Here is a 15,808-nt window from a genome sequence, read left to right as displayed (position 1 = left end):
CGGCGCGCAAGCGCATCGACGGTGTGCAGACTTTCAATGTCATGAAGGGCGGCGAATATCTGTTCATGCCAAGCCTGTCCGCGCTCAAATGGCTGGCGGCCGGGAGCTGGGGTTAGGAACCCGCCGGTCAGTCGTTGGCCTTTGTGAAGATGAACGTGCAATTCATCAGGATCGCTGCGCTCGGCCTCACCATGATCTTTGCCAGTCGCGTCTGGCCCGATCGGTAATCCTGACGTCTGCAAAAACTGCCTCTAACGCATGATCGGCGAGGACGCTTCGGTCATCCGGACCGCTTGAGCGCAGGCCTTTCGGATCCCGGGTGGCTTTTGCTCTTCATAAGAGCTTGTCCTTCAGCAGCGTCTCAAGCCAATCGGCAAATACCTGCAGCCGGTGTGAAAGGTGCTGGCGGTGGGCATCACCTCGACCAATTCTCCCGCCTCAAGATGCTGTTTCACGTCATAGGCTGGGATCTGGATCATGCCGAGGCCTGCGAGGCAACAGGCGATGTAAAGCCCGTTGCTCGTGGCGGTCTCGACCTCGCGGTCGGTCATCCGCGTATGATGCCAGGCCCGGATCGTTCGGGTCTGCGTGACTGCCATCAAGTCCTCGGCGAAGCGATAATAGGCGCTGGCATGAGGGTTGGACGGTATCGGACCCCTATGGTCCGAGGCTTCACGCTCCAGGTAGTTTGTCCGATCTGTCGCGAAATAGTCGATGAGGAGCTGCTGCTGATCGCGCAACTCGCCCATCAAGGCTGCGTCGAAGGTGTCGAGGTTCCAGACGTCGATCAGCGTCGTCATTGCTCGGCCGACGCTTCCGCCAATGGCTCGGGCGCGAGAATGTCGGTCGACTCCCATGCCTCTCCCTGGGGCGTGGTGACAAACTCGCGATCCCAGACGCCCCAGTTCGTCGGAAGCGGGACCTGTGCGAGGGGATTGTGGACGTAGGTGAGTGGTCTGCCTTGGCGCGAAAGGTTGCCGAGCCCGACGCGCGACCAGAGAACGCCGGAGATGTCGGCGAACCGTTCGTCAAGAAATGCGGTCCGCGGTATGGGCTCGCGTTCGCGGTCGATGAAGGGCGCTGAATGGAATCCTTCCTCGACAACATTACCGGTCTCTCGATCGATCGTGATGAAGGCATCGCCGATCGGGAACAGCGAGGTCATGATGAGCGGCAGGGGCCTTTCGGCGACATACACACCGAAGCGGCTTGCGCTGATGGCGATGATCCGCACGTCGTCAGGGCCGATAACGCCCTGAGCAAGGTAGCGTGCGATCTGCTGCGCCTTCGTCCAGAACGCGCTCGTCGTGCGCAATTGCGCCTGTCGGATCGGCGCGGCGGAAAGACCACCACCTTCATTCATTGGGACAGGTCGCACAATCTGATCGGGACCGGGGTCGCCCTCGTCGGGCGTGATCGCTTCGATCCAGATGCGCCGTCCCTCTTCGACGACGCACAGATCCGGCTGACCGCCGGCGCGCTGACGCTCAACGACAGGCAGCAGCGCTCGGCCCGCTTCGAGCAGCGTGCAGCCAAGATACATTTCCCAGAACCGGCCATCGACGTCGCGCGCGAAGCCTTGGCGGAAGTCCGGATCAGCATAAGGCTCATAGGTCGCCCACAGCGATTCGATCAGCTCGTGAAGCTGCTGCTCGTGGCGGGATTCCGCCGCCCTGAGGTTCACGAAGCCGCGGTCGAGATTCTCTCCATTGACATCAAACAAGTGCGTCATCGGAGCTTCTACCGCAAGCCAACGACCTTGCGCCGAGCGACGGTGGGCTTGCCGGCTGGCGCGGCGACATCACCGAGATGGTGGATCGTGAATGCCGGACGAGCCGGCAGCTTCACGGTTAGTTCCAGCTTTCCGCCTATCGCCTCGACATAACTGCGAAGCGTCGAGAGATACATGTCCGCCTGCTTCTCAATCTTCGAGACCGAGGGCTGCTTGATGTTCAGCGCCGTCGCGATGTCGGCCTGAGCTTTGCCGGCGATCTGCCGCAGCTCGCGGAGGCCCTCGACCTCCTGCTTCATCTCTTCGTAGCGCGCCTCGATCTGCTCCTGCTGGTCGCGGGGTAGGGAAGCGATGATTTCGTCCAGGCTCCGGCCCATCGGATCAGTCCTTCTTTGCGGATTTCAGGTTTTCCAGATGTGCGGAAAACCGGCTGTCCGCCTTTGCAATAAGCTGCTTATAGAAGCGCTTCTGGCTGCCGCCCGATTTGTCGCCCGCGACGAGAAGGATGGCCTTCCGTTCGGGATCAAAGGCGAAGGCAGCACGCCATTCGCCATCGGCGGCCGAGAAACGCATCTCCTTCATGTTGGCGTGTTTCGAGCCTTTGAGCGTGTCAGCATACGGCCGACTGAGCTGCGGGCCGTATTCGCCTAGCAGCTTCGCGACCGCCAGCAATTCGGTCTGGACCTCGCGCTCGAAAGCCAGAAACTCCGCCTCGAAGGCATCATGCAGTCTGACGTTCCAAGTCATATAGCCTCCAAGCTATGTGGAGTCAATGGCGAGTTGGATCGCATCAGTTGCCGCCCTCAGCTACGCCGGCCTGGCGCAGCAGGTCGCCAAGACTGGCTGCACCGATGCGGCATCGCGCGATAACGCGATCAAAGGAGCGGACATGACCGCCGCGACCGCGCTCGGAGGTGCATACGACCTCACGTTGGAGAACCAGGCGTTCGAGCACCGCCTTCGCTGTGGGACCGCCGGGAGCGTGCAGCTCCGGGGCGTTGAAATCGGCGAGGCGGACTTCAATCCACTCATTGGGATCCGCCGTTCGCCCGACACAGAGGCCGTCGCCGTCCCCCACGTATCGGACGAGTCCCGAAAACTGGACGCCGGCCCGCGACGGGAGAGGGCCTTCGCACGGATCTGCGTGGGCGGGCGCGGCGTAGCAGAACGTCGCGGTCGCGGCGGCCAACACGAAAAGCCGACCGCTCACGCTGCCTTCTTCAAGGCGCCGGTGCCTTTCTTCTTCGCCAGCATCGCGCGAACGAACTTGTCCCACTTCGCCATGCCGGCGCGCTTCTCGGGCATGTAGTTCCAGCGGTCGTAGTTCTTGGAGCTGACGTCCTGAAGCGCGTGGTTCTGGAGACGGTCGCGGATTTCCTTGGAGACACCGGCCTTGCCGGCGAGCGTCTTGAAGGTGCGACGGAGATCGCGGTTCGTCACGTAGGGGATCACACCGCGATCGCGCTGGCGCCACATGAACGAGTAAAGCGTGCCATGGCTGACCGGCTTCGACGGGTCCGTCGCTGAGGGGAAGAACCAGCCATATTCGTTCACGTTGATGGATTGGAGCAACTCGGCGGCTAGCGACGGCACGGGGACGGCATGCGGCTGAAGGTTCTTGGTCTTCGACCAGTCAATGATCCGCTCCTTGGCATCCCATTGGTCGATATGGAGGCGAGCGATTTCCTGGACCCGCTGGCCGGTCAGCATGAGAAGTCGGACGGCGCGGGTGTAGGGCGGGTGGATGGGCGTGTCGGGGCTTTCCAGCCAGCGATAGAGCCGGACGAACTCGTCCTCGTCGAGCCAGCGCGTGCCCTGGACCTTAGGTTCGGTCGGAATGTCCGTGGCCGGATTGAAGGGAATTCGAAAGCGGCGCGGCGAAGTGTTCCGATAGTCGTTGTCGGACTTCATGCCCCAGCCATAGGCCGCGTGGAGATAGCCACGGACATGGTCGGCCATCGCGCGCGCGCCTCGGTCGTAGATTGGTCGGATGACTTCGACGATCTCTTCGGGATCGATCTCGCGGGCGAGACGATTGCGGCCAAGCGTGTCGGCGATCTTGTTCAGGCCCTTCTCCGTCTCCTTCCATGACGGCTTGCCTGCGGCTTTGAGCGACGCGACATAGCCTTCGAAAAGGTCGGCGACGGTGCCGGGACGGGTGTCCGTCGCGATCCTGATGCTTCGGCCCTTCTGGATAACGTCGGCATAGTCGCGCTTGTAGATTTCGCGCGCCTCGGCGAGGGACATGGAAGGGTAGGCGCCGATCTTCTTCTTGGAGCGCTTGCCGTCACGCCATTGCTGCGCCATCCAGTCGGCGGTCACGCGTTTGGGCATCGGCTTCAGGACGAGGACGAGCCGCCCGGTCCCGCGCCCTTCGCCATCGGCGAGGTTTTCTTGTTTCTGGCTCGCTTCGACACGCTTCAACGCATGTCGGATCGCGGTATCGGTCAGGCTTGGCATCACGTTTCTCCTGTCCCGCAACTGGGATCGGTCAAGGAGAAAGGGGATCGCTTGCTGGGAGCGGAATGCCGTTTCCTACCCCTTAAACCGCCCCCAATTTGACAAAACCGCCCCCACTACGCAAGGCTAAAAATTCGCGAATTTCCTAGTGATTCAGCATGCTTGTGCGTGATCCAACGTGATCGATTTGAGCGAGTGGGGTGGTTGTGCACCAGGATCAGGGACGAGGCGGACAGTTCGAGCGCCCGCCGGATGATTTCCCGCGGATAGACGGGCGCGTGGTCCACCGTGCCGTCGGCGACCAGTTCGTCGCGCAAGAGGTGATTGCGGCGGTCGAGAAAGAGGGTTCGGAACTGTTCCCGGGGCAGATGGGCCAGGGTCGTCCGGGCATAGGCTGTGAGCGCGTTCCAGGATGACAGGACCGGGCGGGCGCACGCCGTGGTCCGCGACAGCCGCACGCTCAGTTCGCGCAACAGCTTGAGATCCAGAATGGCCGCCGGACCCATCCCGGGCAGCCGGCCGAGTTCGGCGACCTCGGCGGCGGCGATATCGCCGAGCGACCCGAACCGATCGACGAGGGCCTCAGCGGTGGCGCCGACCATAGGCGCCGACAGGCATCGCCCAAGCAGCAGGCCGAGCAGGGCCAGGTCGTCCAGACTTGAGAGAGTTGACGGCTCGGCAGCGAAGGAGGGTGTAGCCGCAAGGGCCGGATATGCCGGCGCGCGGTCGGGAAGCGATCTCATGGCGACCTCCTGGTCTGCGCTCCCTGATCGGAGCGCCCGCCGCCGCCCTCGCTTTCCCTTTCGATCGACGGCGTCTTGGCGAAGCGGCGGACACGCTTCACCCTGTGCCCATGAAATGGCTCCTCGTTGTCGCCGGCCTCCTCCTCACCCCCGCCGCTGCCCGCGCCGACCCGTGCGAGGGCCGCCTGCCTGACCGGGCCGGCGAAACCTTCTCCGGGGTGGTCCGCTATGTCGGGGACGGCGACGGCCTGTGCCTTGGCTCCACGGCGGACCCGGCGACCTGGATCGAGGTGCGGCTGTCGGACTTTGACGCCCCGGAACTCAACAGCCCGGCCGGTCGCGGCGCCCGGGATCGTCTGGCCAGTCTGGTGCGGGGGCGCAGGCTAACCTGCGTCGCGGTCAGGGGCAGAAGCGGCCGGGTCGTCGTCTACCTTCGCGTCGTCGCCGCCTGTCGCCTGAACGGGCGAGGGATTGGCGACCTGCTGCGGGAAGCCGGCGGCCGCGAAGGCGGCAACTAGGACCGACGGCGCGTTCGCTCGGCCTAGGCGCGATCCTCCAGGATCGAGTCCGACCGGCCCCCTATAGCTGACAACCGGGCGGGTGACCGGCCTTTCCGACGTCACGAAAACCATTGCAACTCCAGCCAAGCGACTATCATCGCAGGGCTAGATCGCGGCGCCCGAGCCACTCCTCAACATCGTCTGAAGCGTCGATTCTACCTTGCCGACTGGCGCTCAAGGCGCTCAGCCATAACTCAGGTTCGACGCTGGCCGGTCGGCCCGGGCGACCGACTGTACAGCGCCAAGTTCACCACGAGCTGCCTGTGTATCGCCGCTCCGTCGAGCAGGAAGTTCTGCTCGTAGAACCGACCGTCCCGGATTTTGTGAAAACATGTTCGGCGCATTTCACGGTCGCGCCGTTGGGTTCGGCCCCCAACCACGTGGAGATGGGAACACCCGTGTGAAGAATATTGCCGCAATCCGATCGTCGTCCATGGCGACATCCTGCAGGTGAAGGTCCTGATGACGGCCTGCATGCGCGCCCACCTCTCTTCTCGCCGACCGGCGGGAAGAGAGACCAAGGCGTCGCGCCCGCGCCCTCGGAAGGGCGCGGGAGCGGTAGAACTCTTAGACGTGGGCGTTCTTTTCGGGGTTGAACCCGTCCCAACTCTCGAACACGTCCATGAAGCCCGGGACCGTATCCTTGCGGGACCAGTCGCGCTGGAGCTCGCACCACAGCTGAGTTTTGCTGATGAGCTTGCCGCCGGCCTGCTCGACGCGGCGCAGCCCGAGCTCATGCGCCGCCACGGAGGTGCCGCCGATCGCGTCGGCCACGACGTAGACGTCGAACCCTTCGCGCAGTGCGTCGAGTGCGGGGAAGGCAAGGCAGACCTCGGTCCACAGCGCGGTCATGATCAGCTTCTTGCGGCCCGTGGCGAGGACGGCTTGCTTGAATTCCACATCTTCCCACGCATTCACCGTCGTGCGGTCGATGACCGGCGTGTCAGGCAGCAGGTCCATGAGGGGTTGAATCGGCGCTTTGTTGAGGCCCGTCGCCACGTTCACCGACGAGTGGATGACCGGGACGTTGTAATTCACGACCGCCTTGACGGTGTGGACGATGTTGAAGAGCAGTTCCTCCTGGCCGATGGACCGGATCGAGCTGACCTGGATCGGCTGATAGTCGATCAGAAGAAAAGCGCAGTTTTGCGGCGTGAGGAGGTGATCGGTTTTCGGATCACGGATGGGTTCGCTAGCCATTACAGATACTCCTGGCGTTGAGATCGGGATGCGCCTGCGCGCAAGCACGCAGGCTGACGACGCCCGGCCGGGTCGGGGGATTGGGGGGAAGCCCGGCCAAGGCGACGATGGGGTCAAGGTAGCCCCCTCGCCTGTCGCCGTCCGCCTGGACCGGGAGAACTCAGTGTTCTCCAGTCCGGCGCCGCCGCTGGTCAGCCGACGGGCTAGACCTTCCCGGGGGCCCGCCCCTGGCAACCCCGTCACGAGCGGAAACCTGACACGGCGGCGCCGTGCGGACATCGCCCGAGCACCGGTCGCCAAGAAGGCTTCGGCGCGACAACACGAGACCAGAGACCGTCATGACGCTTCAGCGCCCCCGCTCCGCCCCGCCCCCCTCCTCAGCCCCGGCCGCCGCCTGGCTGGCGAAGGCGGGCGCGGTCGCCTACGTGATCTGGGGCCTGCTCCACGTTCAGGCGGCGTGGAAGGTCTACAGTCTCGGACAGCAGATGGCGGACGGCATGGAACGCGCGCGAGTTCTGCAGAACGCCTGGAACCTGCTCTGCTTCGCCCTGATAGCGATCGTAGCCGCGGTGGTCCTGAACTGGCGGAACAGTTCACGGGGCTGGTGGATCAACCTCGTGGCCGTGAGCGCCACCGATATCGGCTTCATCGCCGTCGTCCTGGCCCCGGGCTATATGCCGCTATTGGCGCTGCGATTGCTCAGGCCTTGGCCGAGCGCGGCGCGGACGTCGCCATCACCTACCAAAACTCCCCGCAGCGCGCGGACAGCGTCGTCGCTGCGATCCAGAAGGTCGGGCGCCGCGGCCTCGCCGTGAAGGCCGACAGCGCCGACACCGACGCCATCGAGAGCGCCGTAGCTGAGACGGTCAATGCGCTCGGCGGCTTGGACATCCTGGTCAATAGCGCGGCCATCGGACTAGCCGGTCCCGTCGCGGATCTGGACCTCGCTCAATTCCAGACCCTGATGGACGTGAATGTTCGCGGACCCGTCGCCTTTTCCAAGGCCGCGATCCCGCACCTCGGTCAGGGCGGGCGGATCATCTCGATCGGCTCCGCCTTGGGTGATCGGGTCCCCTTCCCTGGGGTGACGGCCTACGCCATGACGAAATCGGCTCTACTGTCCTTCACGCGCGGCCTTTCGCGGGAGCTTGGTCCGCTCGGCGTCACCGTGAACCTCGTCTCGCCAGGATCGACCGATACCGAGGCCAATCCGGCTGACGGCGAAGGCGCCGATTTTCAGCGCGGTCTGTCGTCCGTGGGACGCTATGCGGACCCGCGCGAAATCGCCGACGCCGTCGCCTTCCTGGCCAGCCCGGCGGCCAGCATGATCAACGGCACGGTTATAACGGTCGACGGCGGCGCGAACGCCTAGCCTGTCAAAGACGCCCGCATCGGCGCATTGCCGATGCGGGCGTTGACACGGGCGACGCCGTCGGTAGCGGCGCAGAGCAGCGGTTTATAACGTCGATCTGGCGTTGGAAGGCTCGCGGGTTCTGGGATCGAATCCCTACCGGTCGCTCCATGCCTCAAGGACTGAGAACGGCGCTTCACGACGTCTGCTTTGGAGCAGCAAGCAAGGCTGTGGCTTTCTGCGGCCAACCGAGCAGGCCGCGAAGCGTGATCCGATCATTCAGCAAACGGCGCGCGCTATCCGCCAAGCCGCCACCGTTAGGCTTCAGGGATCAGGGGTCCTTATTGACGCCGACCACACAGCTAACGGGATCCCTTTTCTACGCCGGTCCACACTTCAGCGCCTATCTCGCTACTTTCGAGACGGTATAACCACCTGATCGGCCAGCAGTCGGTCGAGCTTCAGGGCGACCGCGCCACCGTTCGCCAGCTACAGGATCAATCGCGCGTCGGTTGACCGCCCCATCGTTGATCCACCTACGCCCGGCCCCCCAGTCCGGGAGTTGATCGTCACCTGACCCCGGAGTTTCCATGACCAAGGCGTCTGATCTGTTCGTCGCATGCCTCGAACAGGAGGGTGTCGAATACGTATTCGGCGTGCCGGGCGAGGAGAATCTCGACCTTCTGGACAGCCTGTCCCGATCAAAACAGATCCGGCTGATCCTCACGCGCCACGAACAGGGCGCAGGATTCATGGCGGCGACCTATGGCCGGCACACGGGCAAGGTCGGCGTCTGCCTGGCGACGCTGGGTCCAGGCGCGACCAATCTCGTCACCACGGCCGCCTATGCGCAGCTGGGCGGCATGCCAATGATGATGATCACCGGCCAGAAGCCGATCAAGTCCTCCAAACAGGGACGATTCCAGATTCTGGATGTGGTCGACATGATGCGGCCGATCACCAAATACACGCATCAACTGGCCTCGGCCGACAACATCCCCGCCCGGGTGCGCGAGGCCGTGCGCCTGGCCCAGGAGGAAAAGCCCGGCGCGACGCATCTGGAGCTGCCCGAAGACGTCGCCCGCGAACAGACCGACAACGGCCCGATCCCCGCGAGCCAGGTGCGCCGTCCCATTCCAGACCCCAAGTCGATCCAGATCGCGGCCGACCGGATTGCGCGGGCCAAATCCCCGCTTCTGATCGTCGGGGCGGGCGCCAACCGCAAGATGACCAGCCGGATGCTTACCGAGTTCGTCGAGAAAACCGGCATCCCCTTCATCACCACCCAACTGGGCAAAGGCGTCATCGACGAGCGCAATCCGAAATATCTCGGCTGCGCCGCTCTTTCGTCAGGCGACTTCGTTCATCGCGTCGTCGATGCGGCGGACGTCATCATCAATGTCGGCCATGATGTCATCGAGAAGCCGCCCTTCTTCATGACTGCCGAGGGTTGCGACGTGATCCACATCGGCTTCCGCACAGCCGAGGTGGATCCTGTCTATTTCCCCCAGATCGAGGTGGTCGGCGACATAGCCAACGCCATCTGGCAGCTGAAGGAAGCCCTTGACCCGCAGGCCGACTGGACATTCGCGGACATGGAGCGGTTCCGGCGCGCCGAGATCGCGCATTCCGCCGCCTCGGTGGGTGACACGCGCTATCCGGTCTATCCGCAATACCTGGTCGACCAGATCCGGCAGGTGATGCCGGACGACGGCATCGTCTGCCTCGACAACGGCGTCTACAAAATCTGGTTCACCCGGAACTACCCGGCCTACATGCCCAACACCATGCTGGTGGACAACGCGCTGGCCACCATGGGCGCCGGCCTGCCCTCGGCGATGGCGTCGGCCATGATCTGCCCGGGGCGAAAGGTCATGGCCGTCTGCGGCGACGGCGGCTTCATGATGAACAGCCAGGAGATGGAAACCGCCGTCAGGCTGGGGCTCAACCTGGTCGTTCTGGTTCTCAACGACAACAGTTACGGCATGATCCGCTGGAAACAGGCGCATATGGGTTTTGCCGACTGGGGTCTGACCTACGGCAATCCGGACTTCGTCAAATACGCCGAGTCCTACGGAGCACACGGGCACCGCGCGACCAGCGCGGAAGGCCTGCCAGACCTCTTGCGGGCCTGCCTCGATACGCCGGGCGTCCATCTGGTGGAGGTTCCGGTCGACTATGCCGACAACGACCGTATTCTGAACACTGACATTCGTGACCTGAGCGCCGCGCTCTAGGTCAACCGCCAGCCTATGCCGGAGCGATCCTTTGCCCTCCCTGAAGACGTCCTATCCGCTCTACCTGGCCAATGAGGCGCTGAGCCCGAACCAGGACCTCGAGGTCACCAACAAATACTCCGGCGAGGTGGCGACAAGGGTCGCCCTGGCCGACGCGGCGACGATCGACAAGGCCATCGGCGCGGCGGTTCAGGCCACGCGTCCGATGGCCGAGATGGCGGCCTACGAACGCCAGGCGGTCCTCGCCCATTGCGTGACTCGGTTCCAGGAACGGGCGGACGAACTGGCCTATGCCCTGTGCATCGAGGCCGGTAAGCCGATCCGGGACTCGCGCGGCGAGGTCAGCCGACTGATCGACACCTTCCGCATCGCGGCCGAGGAATCCGTGCGCATGACCGGCGAGGTCCAGCCGCTGGACATCTCCGCCCGCGCCAAAGGATATCAAGGCATGTGGAAGCGCGTTCCGATCGGCCCCTGCTCCTTCATCTCACCGTTCAACTTCCCTCTGAACCTTGCGGCGCACAAGATCGCCCCGGCGCTGGCCGTCGGCTGCCCCTTCGTGATGAAACCTGCGTCGAGGACGCCGCTGGGCGCCTTGATCATCGGCGAGGTGCTGGCCGAGACCGACCTTCCCAAAGGCGCTTTCTCCATCCTGCCGGCGACCCGCGACGGCGCGGATCTATTCACCACCGACGACCGGTTGAAGCTGCTTTCGTTCACGGGCTCGCCCGAGGTGGGCTGGGCCCTCAAGGCCAGATCCGGCAAGAAGAAGGTGGTGCTGGAGCTCGGCGGCAATGCTGCGGTGATCGTCGATCGCGATACCGATCTGGCGGACGCCACGGACCGGATCATCTTCGGGGCCTTTTACCAGTCGGGGCAGTCGTGCATCGGCGTGCAGCGCATCCTGATCCACGAGGACATCTACGAGGCCTTGCGGGACATGCTGGTCACCAAGGTCCGCGCGCTCGTCTCTGGCGATCCTCTGGACGAGAACGTCTTCATCGGCCCCATGATTGACGAGGGGGAGGCGCGCCGGCTTGAGAGCTGGATCGCCGAGGCTACCGCTGCGGGCGCGACCCTACTGTGCGGCGGCGGCCGTCAGGGCGCGATGTTGGAAGCGACGCTGCTGGAGGGCGTAGGTCGGGGCCTGAAGATCCGCGACGAGGAGGCGTTCGGGCCGGTCGCGATCCTGTCCCGTTTCTCCGATTTCGAGGTTGCGCTGGAAGAGGTCAACGACAGCCGGTTCGGCCTGCAGGCCGGTATCTTCACTCGCGACATCCACAAGGCGATGCGGGCCTGGGAGGTGCTGGAGGTCGGCGGCGTGCTCATCGGCGACGTTCCCAGCTATCGCGTGGACAACATGCCGTATGGCGGGGTCAAGGATTCAGGGCTGGGACGCGAGGGGGTCAAGTTCGCCATGGAAGACATGACCGAAATCCGCAACCTGGTGATCAGAAGGCACGGGTAGTCGCCATCGCTCCACATCCGGCGTTGAAGTCCGGAAGCCAGGGGCAGAGACGCTTTGGCCGACGACTGGATGATCGGATCGTGGCTGGCGGCCTCTTCGGATAAGCTCGCTCTTGCGACTCCGAAGTATGGTGGAGCGCATCACCATACGAGGACGGAACATGGGGCGGTTTACGTTGGCTGTCGAAGACATGCCTGAGGACCACTGGGATCTTCTGCTCGCTTTTACGGACCTTATCGAAACCGCGTTGCTCGAACCAAGCGTCAATCTCGAGCCCGCCTACGCATTTCTCCGGCGTCATTTTACGCGCGACACCGGTATGTCCGACCTTGTGCCAGACTTCGTCGAAGACAGCGCGGACCTGCCGGCGCTCACGCGATATCTGGCCAGAACTGGCCTTTCGATTGATGAGCAGATCGCCCACGTGCATGAGGCATTTGAACCCCTCGGCGAATACATGGAGCTCGTTTTTCGCCCGAGATCAACAAACTACGCTCGCACCTTTTGGCCCGACAAACCCAAAGACACGCCATTTGCACCCCTCCCAGGCAGTCTTCCTGTAGCGATCGAGCCAACTCCTTCTTCCTCAGAGGATGAGCCGTTCGATAACTTTGACATGCCGCTTACAGCGCGAGCGCAACGAGTGGTCCGGCTAGCGCCGATTGCTCTTGAAGGTCTGGAACGGCTGATCCGTGATCGGAGCATTCCGGGAGCCTCAAACGCATCTCAACCGCTTCTGTGGGAGGAGATCGACGCTCTCCACAGGCTCCATCGGGAACTCGGCGACCTGCTGCGTTTGGCCCGCGCAGGACGCCCTTTTGAAACCCAATGGGCTGCGGTTAGTGAGCTTTTCCAAGGCGTATTTCGTCTTGGAAAGGAAACTGGAGAACTCTTCGTCAATGGGCTCCCCCCGCTCGCGGCATCCGCCCTCCCCGCGCTAGGTACTTTAAAGGCGTGCGAGGCGATGCTCCATCTGGACACAACTTCTAGCGCGACCATTGCTGCGGGCGTGGTTGCCGGAACCTTTGCCTTGAAACCAGGAACGAAGAAAACATCGACCTAGGTGCGCGCTCATACGATCCGCATCCCCGGTCAGAACCGAAGACCAGGACTCGACTCGGCCTCCTCGCTTACTAAGAGATGATCCGGAAGCGGCCACGGCGTCGCGTGCCGGCCGATACGGTAGGGCGCCATCGACTCCGTCAGCGCCCAGGTCTCATTTCGATCCGTGGTCAGTTCAGGGCGCAAGTAGTTGGCGTATACCCAGCGGAAGCGCGGATTGTCGGGCGTGAACTGGTGGGCCTCTACCATGTTTCGAACGTGCCTGACGGTGTTCACGTCGCGTCCGCCCATGGTCTCGACGCCGACGTGGACGACACCAGGCCGGTCGGCCGGCAGCTGCCGCTCGGCCTTCGCAACCACCTGCCGGAAGTGCTTGGCCTTGTGCCGGATGGCGGCGGGCGAGGAACTTGTCCAGGTCACAACGCTCACACGGTAGATGGTATGGGCGTAGATTGGCCGCTTCTTCGCCGGGCGCCACCGGGCCGAGAAGTTGTGGTCGGCTTCGTGATCGTAGTTGCCGGAGACCAGTTCGATCATCCGGCTCGACCCGTAGAACACGTCGTCATGGGCCATGACCCGGCGCGCCAGATGCCAGGTCGGCGCGGCGATCGCACCGTCCGAGACCTGATCGGACCAGACTGCCCGCTTTTCGCGAAGGGCCGTCTCCACCCGGTTTACGAGATAGTCGGGCGGGACGTCCTGAAGTTCGACCTTGAAGTCGATTGTCAGGATGAAGGACGTGTCCAGGCGCTCCCTCAGGCGATGGACGGGCGCAGCGAGCGCCAAGCCAAGCTGACGCTCTTTGATGGCGTAGGCCGATGGCATGAGGCGCTTGCATTCGATGGCCCAGCGACGAGTGCCCCGGGAGGCATGCAAGTCCGGGGTCGGCGGTCCGCCACGGATTTCTTGTACGAACCGGGTGTCCCAGCCATGCCTGTTCCAGGCTAGGGCGACCAGCAGTTCATAAATGCCGGGCTCGGGCTGGCGCCGATCGCCCGTCATCAGGCGCGCGGCCCGGTCCTCGGCACCCGGTATCGCCCGCAATCGCCCCAACTCCAGGCCGAGGCGCTTCAGGTAGGGAACAGACCGAACCATGGCGTCCGGCACGAAGCTCTCGCGGTTGGCGGCGAAGGCCTCGCCCTGGACGATCCACCACGCCGCGGCGTCGGATGGATCAAAGGGATCGGCGTGTTGGCCTCGCTTCCAAGCTTCGAGCGCCGACGCAAGGTGAGCGCGCTGGACCTCAAGCCGGCCCTCCATTTCACTGACCGGCACGAAGCCTTTCAGCCAATCGACCGCGGCGCGCACGTCTTCGTCACGCCAATCGTGGCCCGTGCGCGGCGCGATCCAGTTTGGGTCGGGGAAAGGCATAGCCCACCATCAACGTTAAAGCTGTGGCGGGGCAAGAGGCCTCTCGTTGGCGGAGGGTGAGTGGCCTGTTGCCTCCGGGCCGCGACCGTCTAACTGTCGGCTGGGAGCTGTAAGGGAGGGTGCTTAAGCGGCAATGATAGAGCAGCGGCTAGAACCTCATGGCCTGGCTCAGTCTCGCTGCCGTCTTGTTCGCCACAAGCTTCAGCGGATCATCGCTCAGGTGCGCGTAGATCTCGGTCGTCCTCGCCTGCTTATGGCCGAGAACCTTTCCGACGAGGAACAGTGACGCGCCATCCGCGATGGCGAAGCTCGCGAAACTGTGCCGGAGGTCATGGAGTCGGACGGTCGTTAATGACCGGACTTCGCGAAGGTCGCCGCCCAGGTCGTGGATCCGCCGATGCAGGATCGCATCCGCTCTTGCCTTGACCTTGGTCCACAGATTGGGGAGGCCGACGAAGTGGCCGTCTCCCTTCAGGGCGGGCAGCACCCAGGGCGATCCCGTGCCAAGCGCCGGCGTCGTGTCCCCCGAGTTGTGGCCCCTCGACGCCTCGGGAGCTCGGGTCTCGTCCCAACGACGCCGGAGCACCGCGATCGCATCGTCGGCCAGCGGCACGACCTTGGCCCCAGTCTTTGACTCGGGGAGGCGCAGGCAGCCCTTGGACCAGTCGACGAAGTCCCATTGCAGCGTCAGGATTTCCGATTTGCGGCACCCGGTCAGCATCAGCAGGCGCACCGAGTCGGCCATGACGGCGTAGCGCTCGTCCTCGCGCTCAAACTCCGCCAAGGCCTCGGCGAGCGCGGCAATTTCCCGCTCGGATAGGTATCGCTCCTTTCGGATCGTTTTGAACCTTTCGACGCCTTTGGTCGGGTTCTTCTGGAGATACTCGGCCTTAATCGCGAACTCGTAGACCGCCCCGAGCGTGATCACCGCCATCGCGGCCACGCGCTTGCCGCCCCTCACCTTCGACCGACGACGGTGTCCAAGCATGACGTTTCTGGCCGTCTTGCCCTGAGAGATGTCGAACTGCATCCGCGACACATCCATCGCGGTGACGTCGCGGGCGAGATGCCGGCCGAGCAGCGGCTTGATGTGGCAATCGAACATGATGCGGTTCGTCTCCCAGCTTGAGTCCTTCTTATTCGGCTTCAGCGCGGGTCCCTGCTCGAGATAGAGGTCGGTCAGCGCTTCCACGGTCAGCGCGTTCCTGTCGGCGACCTTCTGGGCTTGGGGATCGACCCCGTCCCTCACGTCCTGAAGTTTCTCGATCGCCCGGTCACGCGCCTCATCAAGACCATACCCTCCGTCGGCCTTGCCAAGGGTGAGCTTCCGGAACCGGCCTCCCAGTCGATAAAAGAGGACATAGCTGCGTCCGCCTCCGGGCCTGACGCGAACTCCAAAGCCTGTGACCTGGGTGTCCCACACGCAGAACTCGGCGGCTGCGGGTTCTAGGTTTTCAATCAGTTTCTTCGTCAGTTTCGGCATCGAACGGCCCAAAAAAGGTAGCGTATGGGTAGCAGAAAGTGCGATTTGCTACCTGTTTCCGCGATTTGCACATCGTACCGGAAAACAGGATTTCTACAATCTTTTCCGTAAGTTGGAACAGAATGAGATGACCTGAAAAGG

At 63.5% G+C, this 15,808-nt stretch carries 16 protein-coding genes; 6 read left to right on the top strand and 10 right to left on the bottom strand.

Translation table 11 applies throughout. The annotated features are described in order from the left end of the window. Positions 1–350: 350 nt before the first annotated feature. The 7 genes from DI624_RS09950 to DI624_RS09920 all read right to left on the bottom strand — a co-directional run bounded on the left by DI624_RS09950 (position 351) and on the right by DI624_RS09920 (position 4,935). Positions 351–800, bottom strand: coding sequence for a hypothetical protein (locus DI624_RS09950; protein WP_291537821.1), 450 nt, complete (start codon positions 798–800; stop codon positions 351–353). Next, positions 797–1,732, bottom strand: coding sequence for a hypothetical protein (locus DI624_RS09945; protein WP_191554976.1), 936 nt, complete (start codon positions 1,730–1,732; stop codon positions 797–799). The genes DI624_RS09950 and DI624_RS09945 overlap by 4 nt, the downstream gene beginning before the upstream one ends. 8 nt (positions 1,733–1,740) lie before the next feature. Next, complete coding sequence (locus tag DI624_RS09940) at positions 1,741–2,109, bottom strand: XRE family transcriptional regulator (protein ID WP_030538437.1); 369 nt, start codon at positions 2,107–2,109, stop codon at positions 1,741–1,743. A gap of 4 nt (positions 2,110–2,113) precedes the next feature. Then, positions 2,114–2,479, bottom strand: a complete 366-nt coding sequence (locus tag DI624_RS09935; protein ID WP_191554975.1) for a type II toxin-antitoxin system RelE/ParE family toxin — start codon at positions 2,477–2,479, stop codon at positions 2,114–2,116. Between the two features lie 43 nt (positions 2,480–2,522). Beyond that, positions 2,523–2,942 (bottom strand): thermonuclease family protein, encoded by a 420-nt coding sequence (locus DI624_RS09930; RefSeq protein WP_030538435.1) that lies wholly within the window; start codon positions 2,940–2,942, stop codon positions 2,523–2,525. Beyond that, positions 2,939–4,192, bottom strand: coding sequence for a site-specific integrase (locus tag DI624_RS09925; protein ID WP_191554974.1), 1,254 nt, complete (start codon positions 4,190–4,192; stop codon positions 2,939–2,941). The genes DI624_RS09930 and DI624_RS09925 overlap by 4 nt, the downstream gene beginning before the upstream one ends. A 116-nt stretch (positions 4,193–4,308) precedes the next feature. After that, positions 4,309–4,935, bottom strand: a complete 627-nt coding sequence (locus tag DI624_RS09920; protein WP_291537816.1) for a RadC family protein — start codon at positions 4,933–4,935, stop codon at positions 4,309–4,311. A 110-nt stretch (positions 4,936–5,045) separates the two neighbouring features. On the opposite strand from DI624_RS09920, the gene DI624_RS09915 reads away from it, so the two are divergent. Then, positions 5,046–5,453 (top strand): nuclease, encoded by a 408-nt coding sequence (locus DI624_RS09915; protein ID WP_191554972.1) that lies wholly within the window; start codon positions 5,046–5,048, stop codon positions 5,451–5,453. Between the two features lie 609 nt (positions 5,454–6,062). Here the strand turns inward: DI624_RS09915 and DI624_RS09910 are convergent. Beyond that, positions 6,063–6,695, bottom strand: a complete 633-nt coding sequence (locus DI624_RS09910) for a hydrolase (RefSeq protein ID WP_191554971.1) — start codon at positions 6,693–6,695, stop codon at positions 6,063–6,065. 338 nt (positions 6,696–7,033) lie between these two features. Between DI624_RS09910 and DI624_RS09905 the strand changes: the two genes are divergently transcribed. The 5 genes from DI624_RS09905 to DI624_RS09885 all read left to right on the top strand — a co-directional run bounded on the left by DI624_RS09905 (position 7,034) and on the right by DI624_RS09885 (position 12,814). Then, positions 7,034–7,510, top strand: coding sequence for a hypothetical protein (locus DI624_RS09905; protein ID WP_291537832.1), 477 nt, complete (start codon positions 7,034–7,036; stop codon positions 7,508–7,510). Next, complete coding sequence (locus DI624_RS09900) at positions 7,402–8,067, top strand: SDR family oxidoreductase (protein WP_224761173.1); 666 nt, start codon at positions 7,402–7,404, stop codon at positions 8,065–8,067. The genes DI624_RS09905 and DI624_RS09900 overlap by 109 nt, the downstream gene beginning before the upstream one ends. 569 nt (positions 8,068–8,636) lie before the next feature. After that, positions 8,637–10,283, top strand: coding sequence for an acetolactate synthase large subunit (locus tag DI624_RS09895; RefSeq protein ID WP_191554970.1), 1,647 nt, complete (start codon positions 8,637–8,639; stop codon positions 10,281–10,283). Positions 10,284–10,314: 31 nt separating this feature from the next. Continuing rightward, a complete protein-coding gene (locus DI624_RS09890; RefSeq protein WP_191554969.1) occupies positions 10,315–11,751 on the top strand; it encodes an aldehyde dehydrogenase family protein in 1,437 nt (478 codons plus the stop codon). Between the two features lie 127 nt (positions 11,752–11,878). Beyond that, positions 11,879–12,814: a hypothetical protein gene (locus DI624_RS09885; protein WP_191554968.1), complete on the top strand. Its 936-nt coding sequence runs from the start codon at positions 11,879–11,881 to the stop codon at positions 12,812–12,814. A gap of 29 nt (positions 12,815–12,843) precedes the next feature. On the opposite strand, the gene DI624_RS09880 is transcribed toward DI624_RS09885, so the two are convergent. Beyond that, entirely contained in the window at positions 12,844–14,184 is a 1,341-nt protein-coding gene (locus DI624_RS09880) for a hypothetical protein (protein ID WP_291537807.1), read from the bottom strand. Positions 14,185–14,332: 148 nt separating this feature from the next. Beyond that, positions 14,333–15,667 carry a site-specific integrase gene (locus tag DI624_RS09875; protein ID WP_191554966.1) on the bottom strand — a complete coding sequence of 445 codons (1,335 nt, stop codon included), beginning with the start codon at positions 15,665–15,667 and terminating at the stop codon, positions 14,333–14,335. Positions 15,668–15,808: the final 141 nt, after the last annotated feature.

This window comes from Brevundimonas sp., from assembly GCF_003248455.1.
Taxonomy (GTDB): domain Bacteria; phylum Pseudomonadota; class Alphaproteobacteria; order Caulobacterales; family Caulobacteraceae; genus Brevundimonas.
This window is presented reverse-complemented; position numbering and strand designations above follow the sequence as displayed.

What these genes read in the sequence shown, in the direction of transcription:
- DI624_RS09925 (WP_191554974.1), bottom strand. Translation starts at nt 4,192, where the DNA reads ATGCCAAGCCTGACCGATACCGCGATCCGACATGCGTTGAAGCGTGTC.
- DI624_RS09880 (WP_291537807.1), bottom strand. Translation starts at nt 14,184, where the DNA reads ATGCCTTTCCCCGACCCAAACTGGATCGCGCCGCGCACGGGCCACGAT.
- DI624_RS09905 (WP_291537832.1), top strand. Translation starts at nt 7,034, where the DNA reads ATGACGCTTCAGCGCCCCCGCTCCGCCCCGCCCCCCTCCTCAGCCCCG.
- DI624_RS09940 (WP_030538437.1), bottom strand. Translation starts at nt 2,109, where the DNA reads ATGGGCCGGAGCCTGGACGAAATCATCGCTTCCCTACCCCGCGACCAG.
- DI624_RS09920 (WP_291537816.1), bottom strand. Translation starts at nt 4,935, where the DNA reads ATGAGATCGCTTCCCGACCGCGCGCCGGCATATCCGGCCCTTGCGGCT.
- DI624_RS09950 (WP_291537821.1), bottom strand. Translation starts at nt 800, where the DNA reads ATGACGACGCTGATCGACGTCTGGAACCTCGACACCTTCGACGCAGCC.
- DI624_RS09885 (WP_191554968.1), top strand. Translation starts at nt 11,879, where the DNA reads ATGGTGGAGCGCATCACCATACGAGGACGGAACATGGGGCGGTTTACG.
- DI624_RS09935 (WP_191554975.1), bottom strand. Translation starts at nt 2,479, where the DNA reads ATGACTTGGAACGTCAGACTGCATGATGCCTTCGAGGCGGAGTTTCTG.
- DI624_RS09915 (WP_191554972.1), top strand. Translation starts at nt 5,046, where the DNA reads ATGAAATGGCTCCTCGTTGTCGCCGGCCTCCTCCTCACCCCCGCCGCT.
- DI624_RS09910 (WP_191554971.1), bottom strand. Translation starts at nt 6,695, where the DNA reads ATGGCTAGCGAACCCATCCGTGATCCGAAAACCGATCACCTCCTCACG.
- DI624_RS09945 (WP_191554976.1), bottom strand. Translation starts at nt 1,732, where the DNA reads ATGACGCACTTGTTTGATGTCAATGGAGAGAATCTCGACCGCGGCTTC.
- DI624_RS09895 (WP_191554970.1), top strand. Translation starts at nt 8,637, where the DNA reads ATGACCAAGGCGTCTGATCTGTTCGTCGCATGCCTCGAACAGGAGGGT.
- DI624_RS09875 (WP_191554966.1), bottom strand. Translation starts at nt 15,667, where the DNA reads ATGCCGAAACTGACGAAGAAACTGATTGAAAACCTAGAACCCGCAGCC.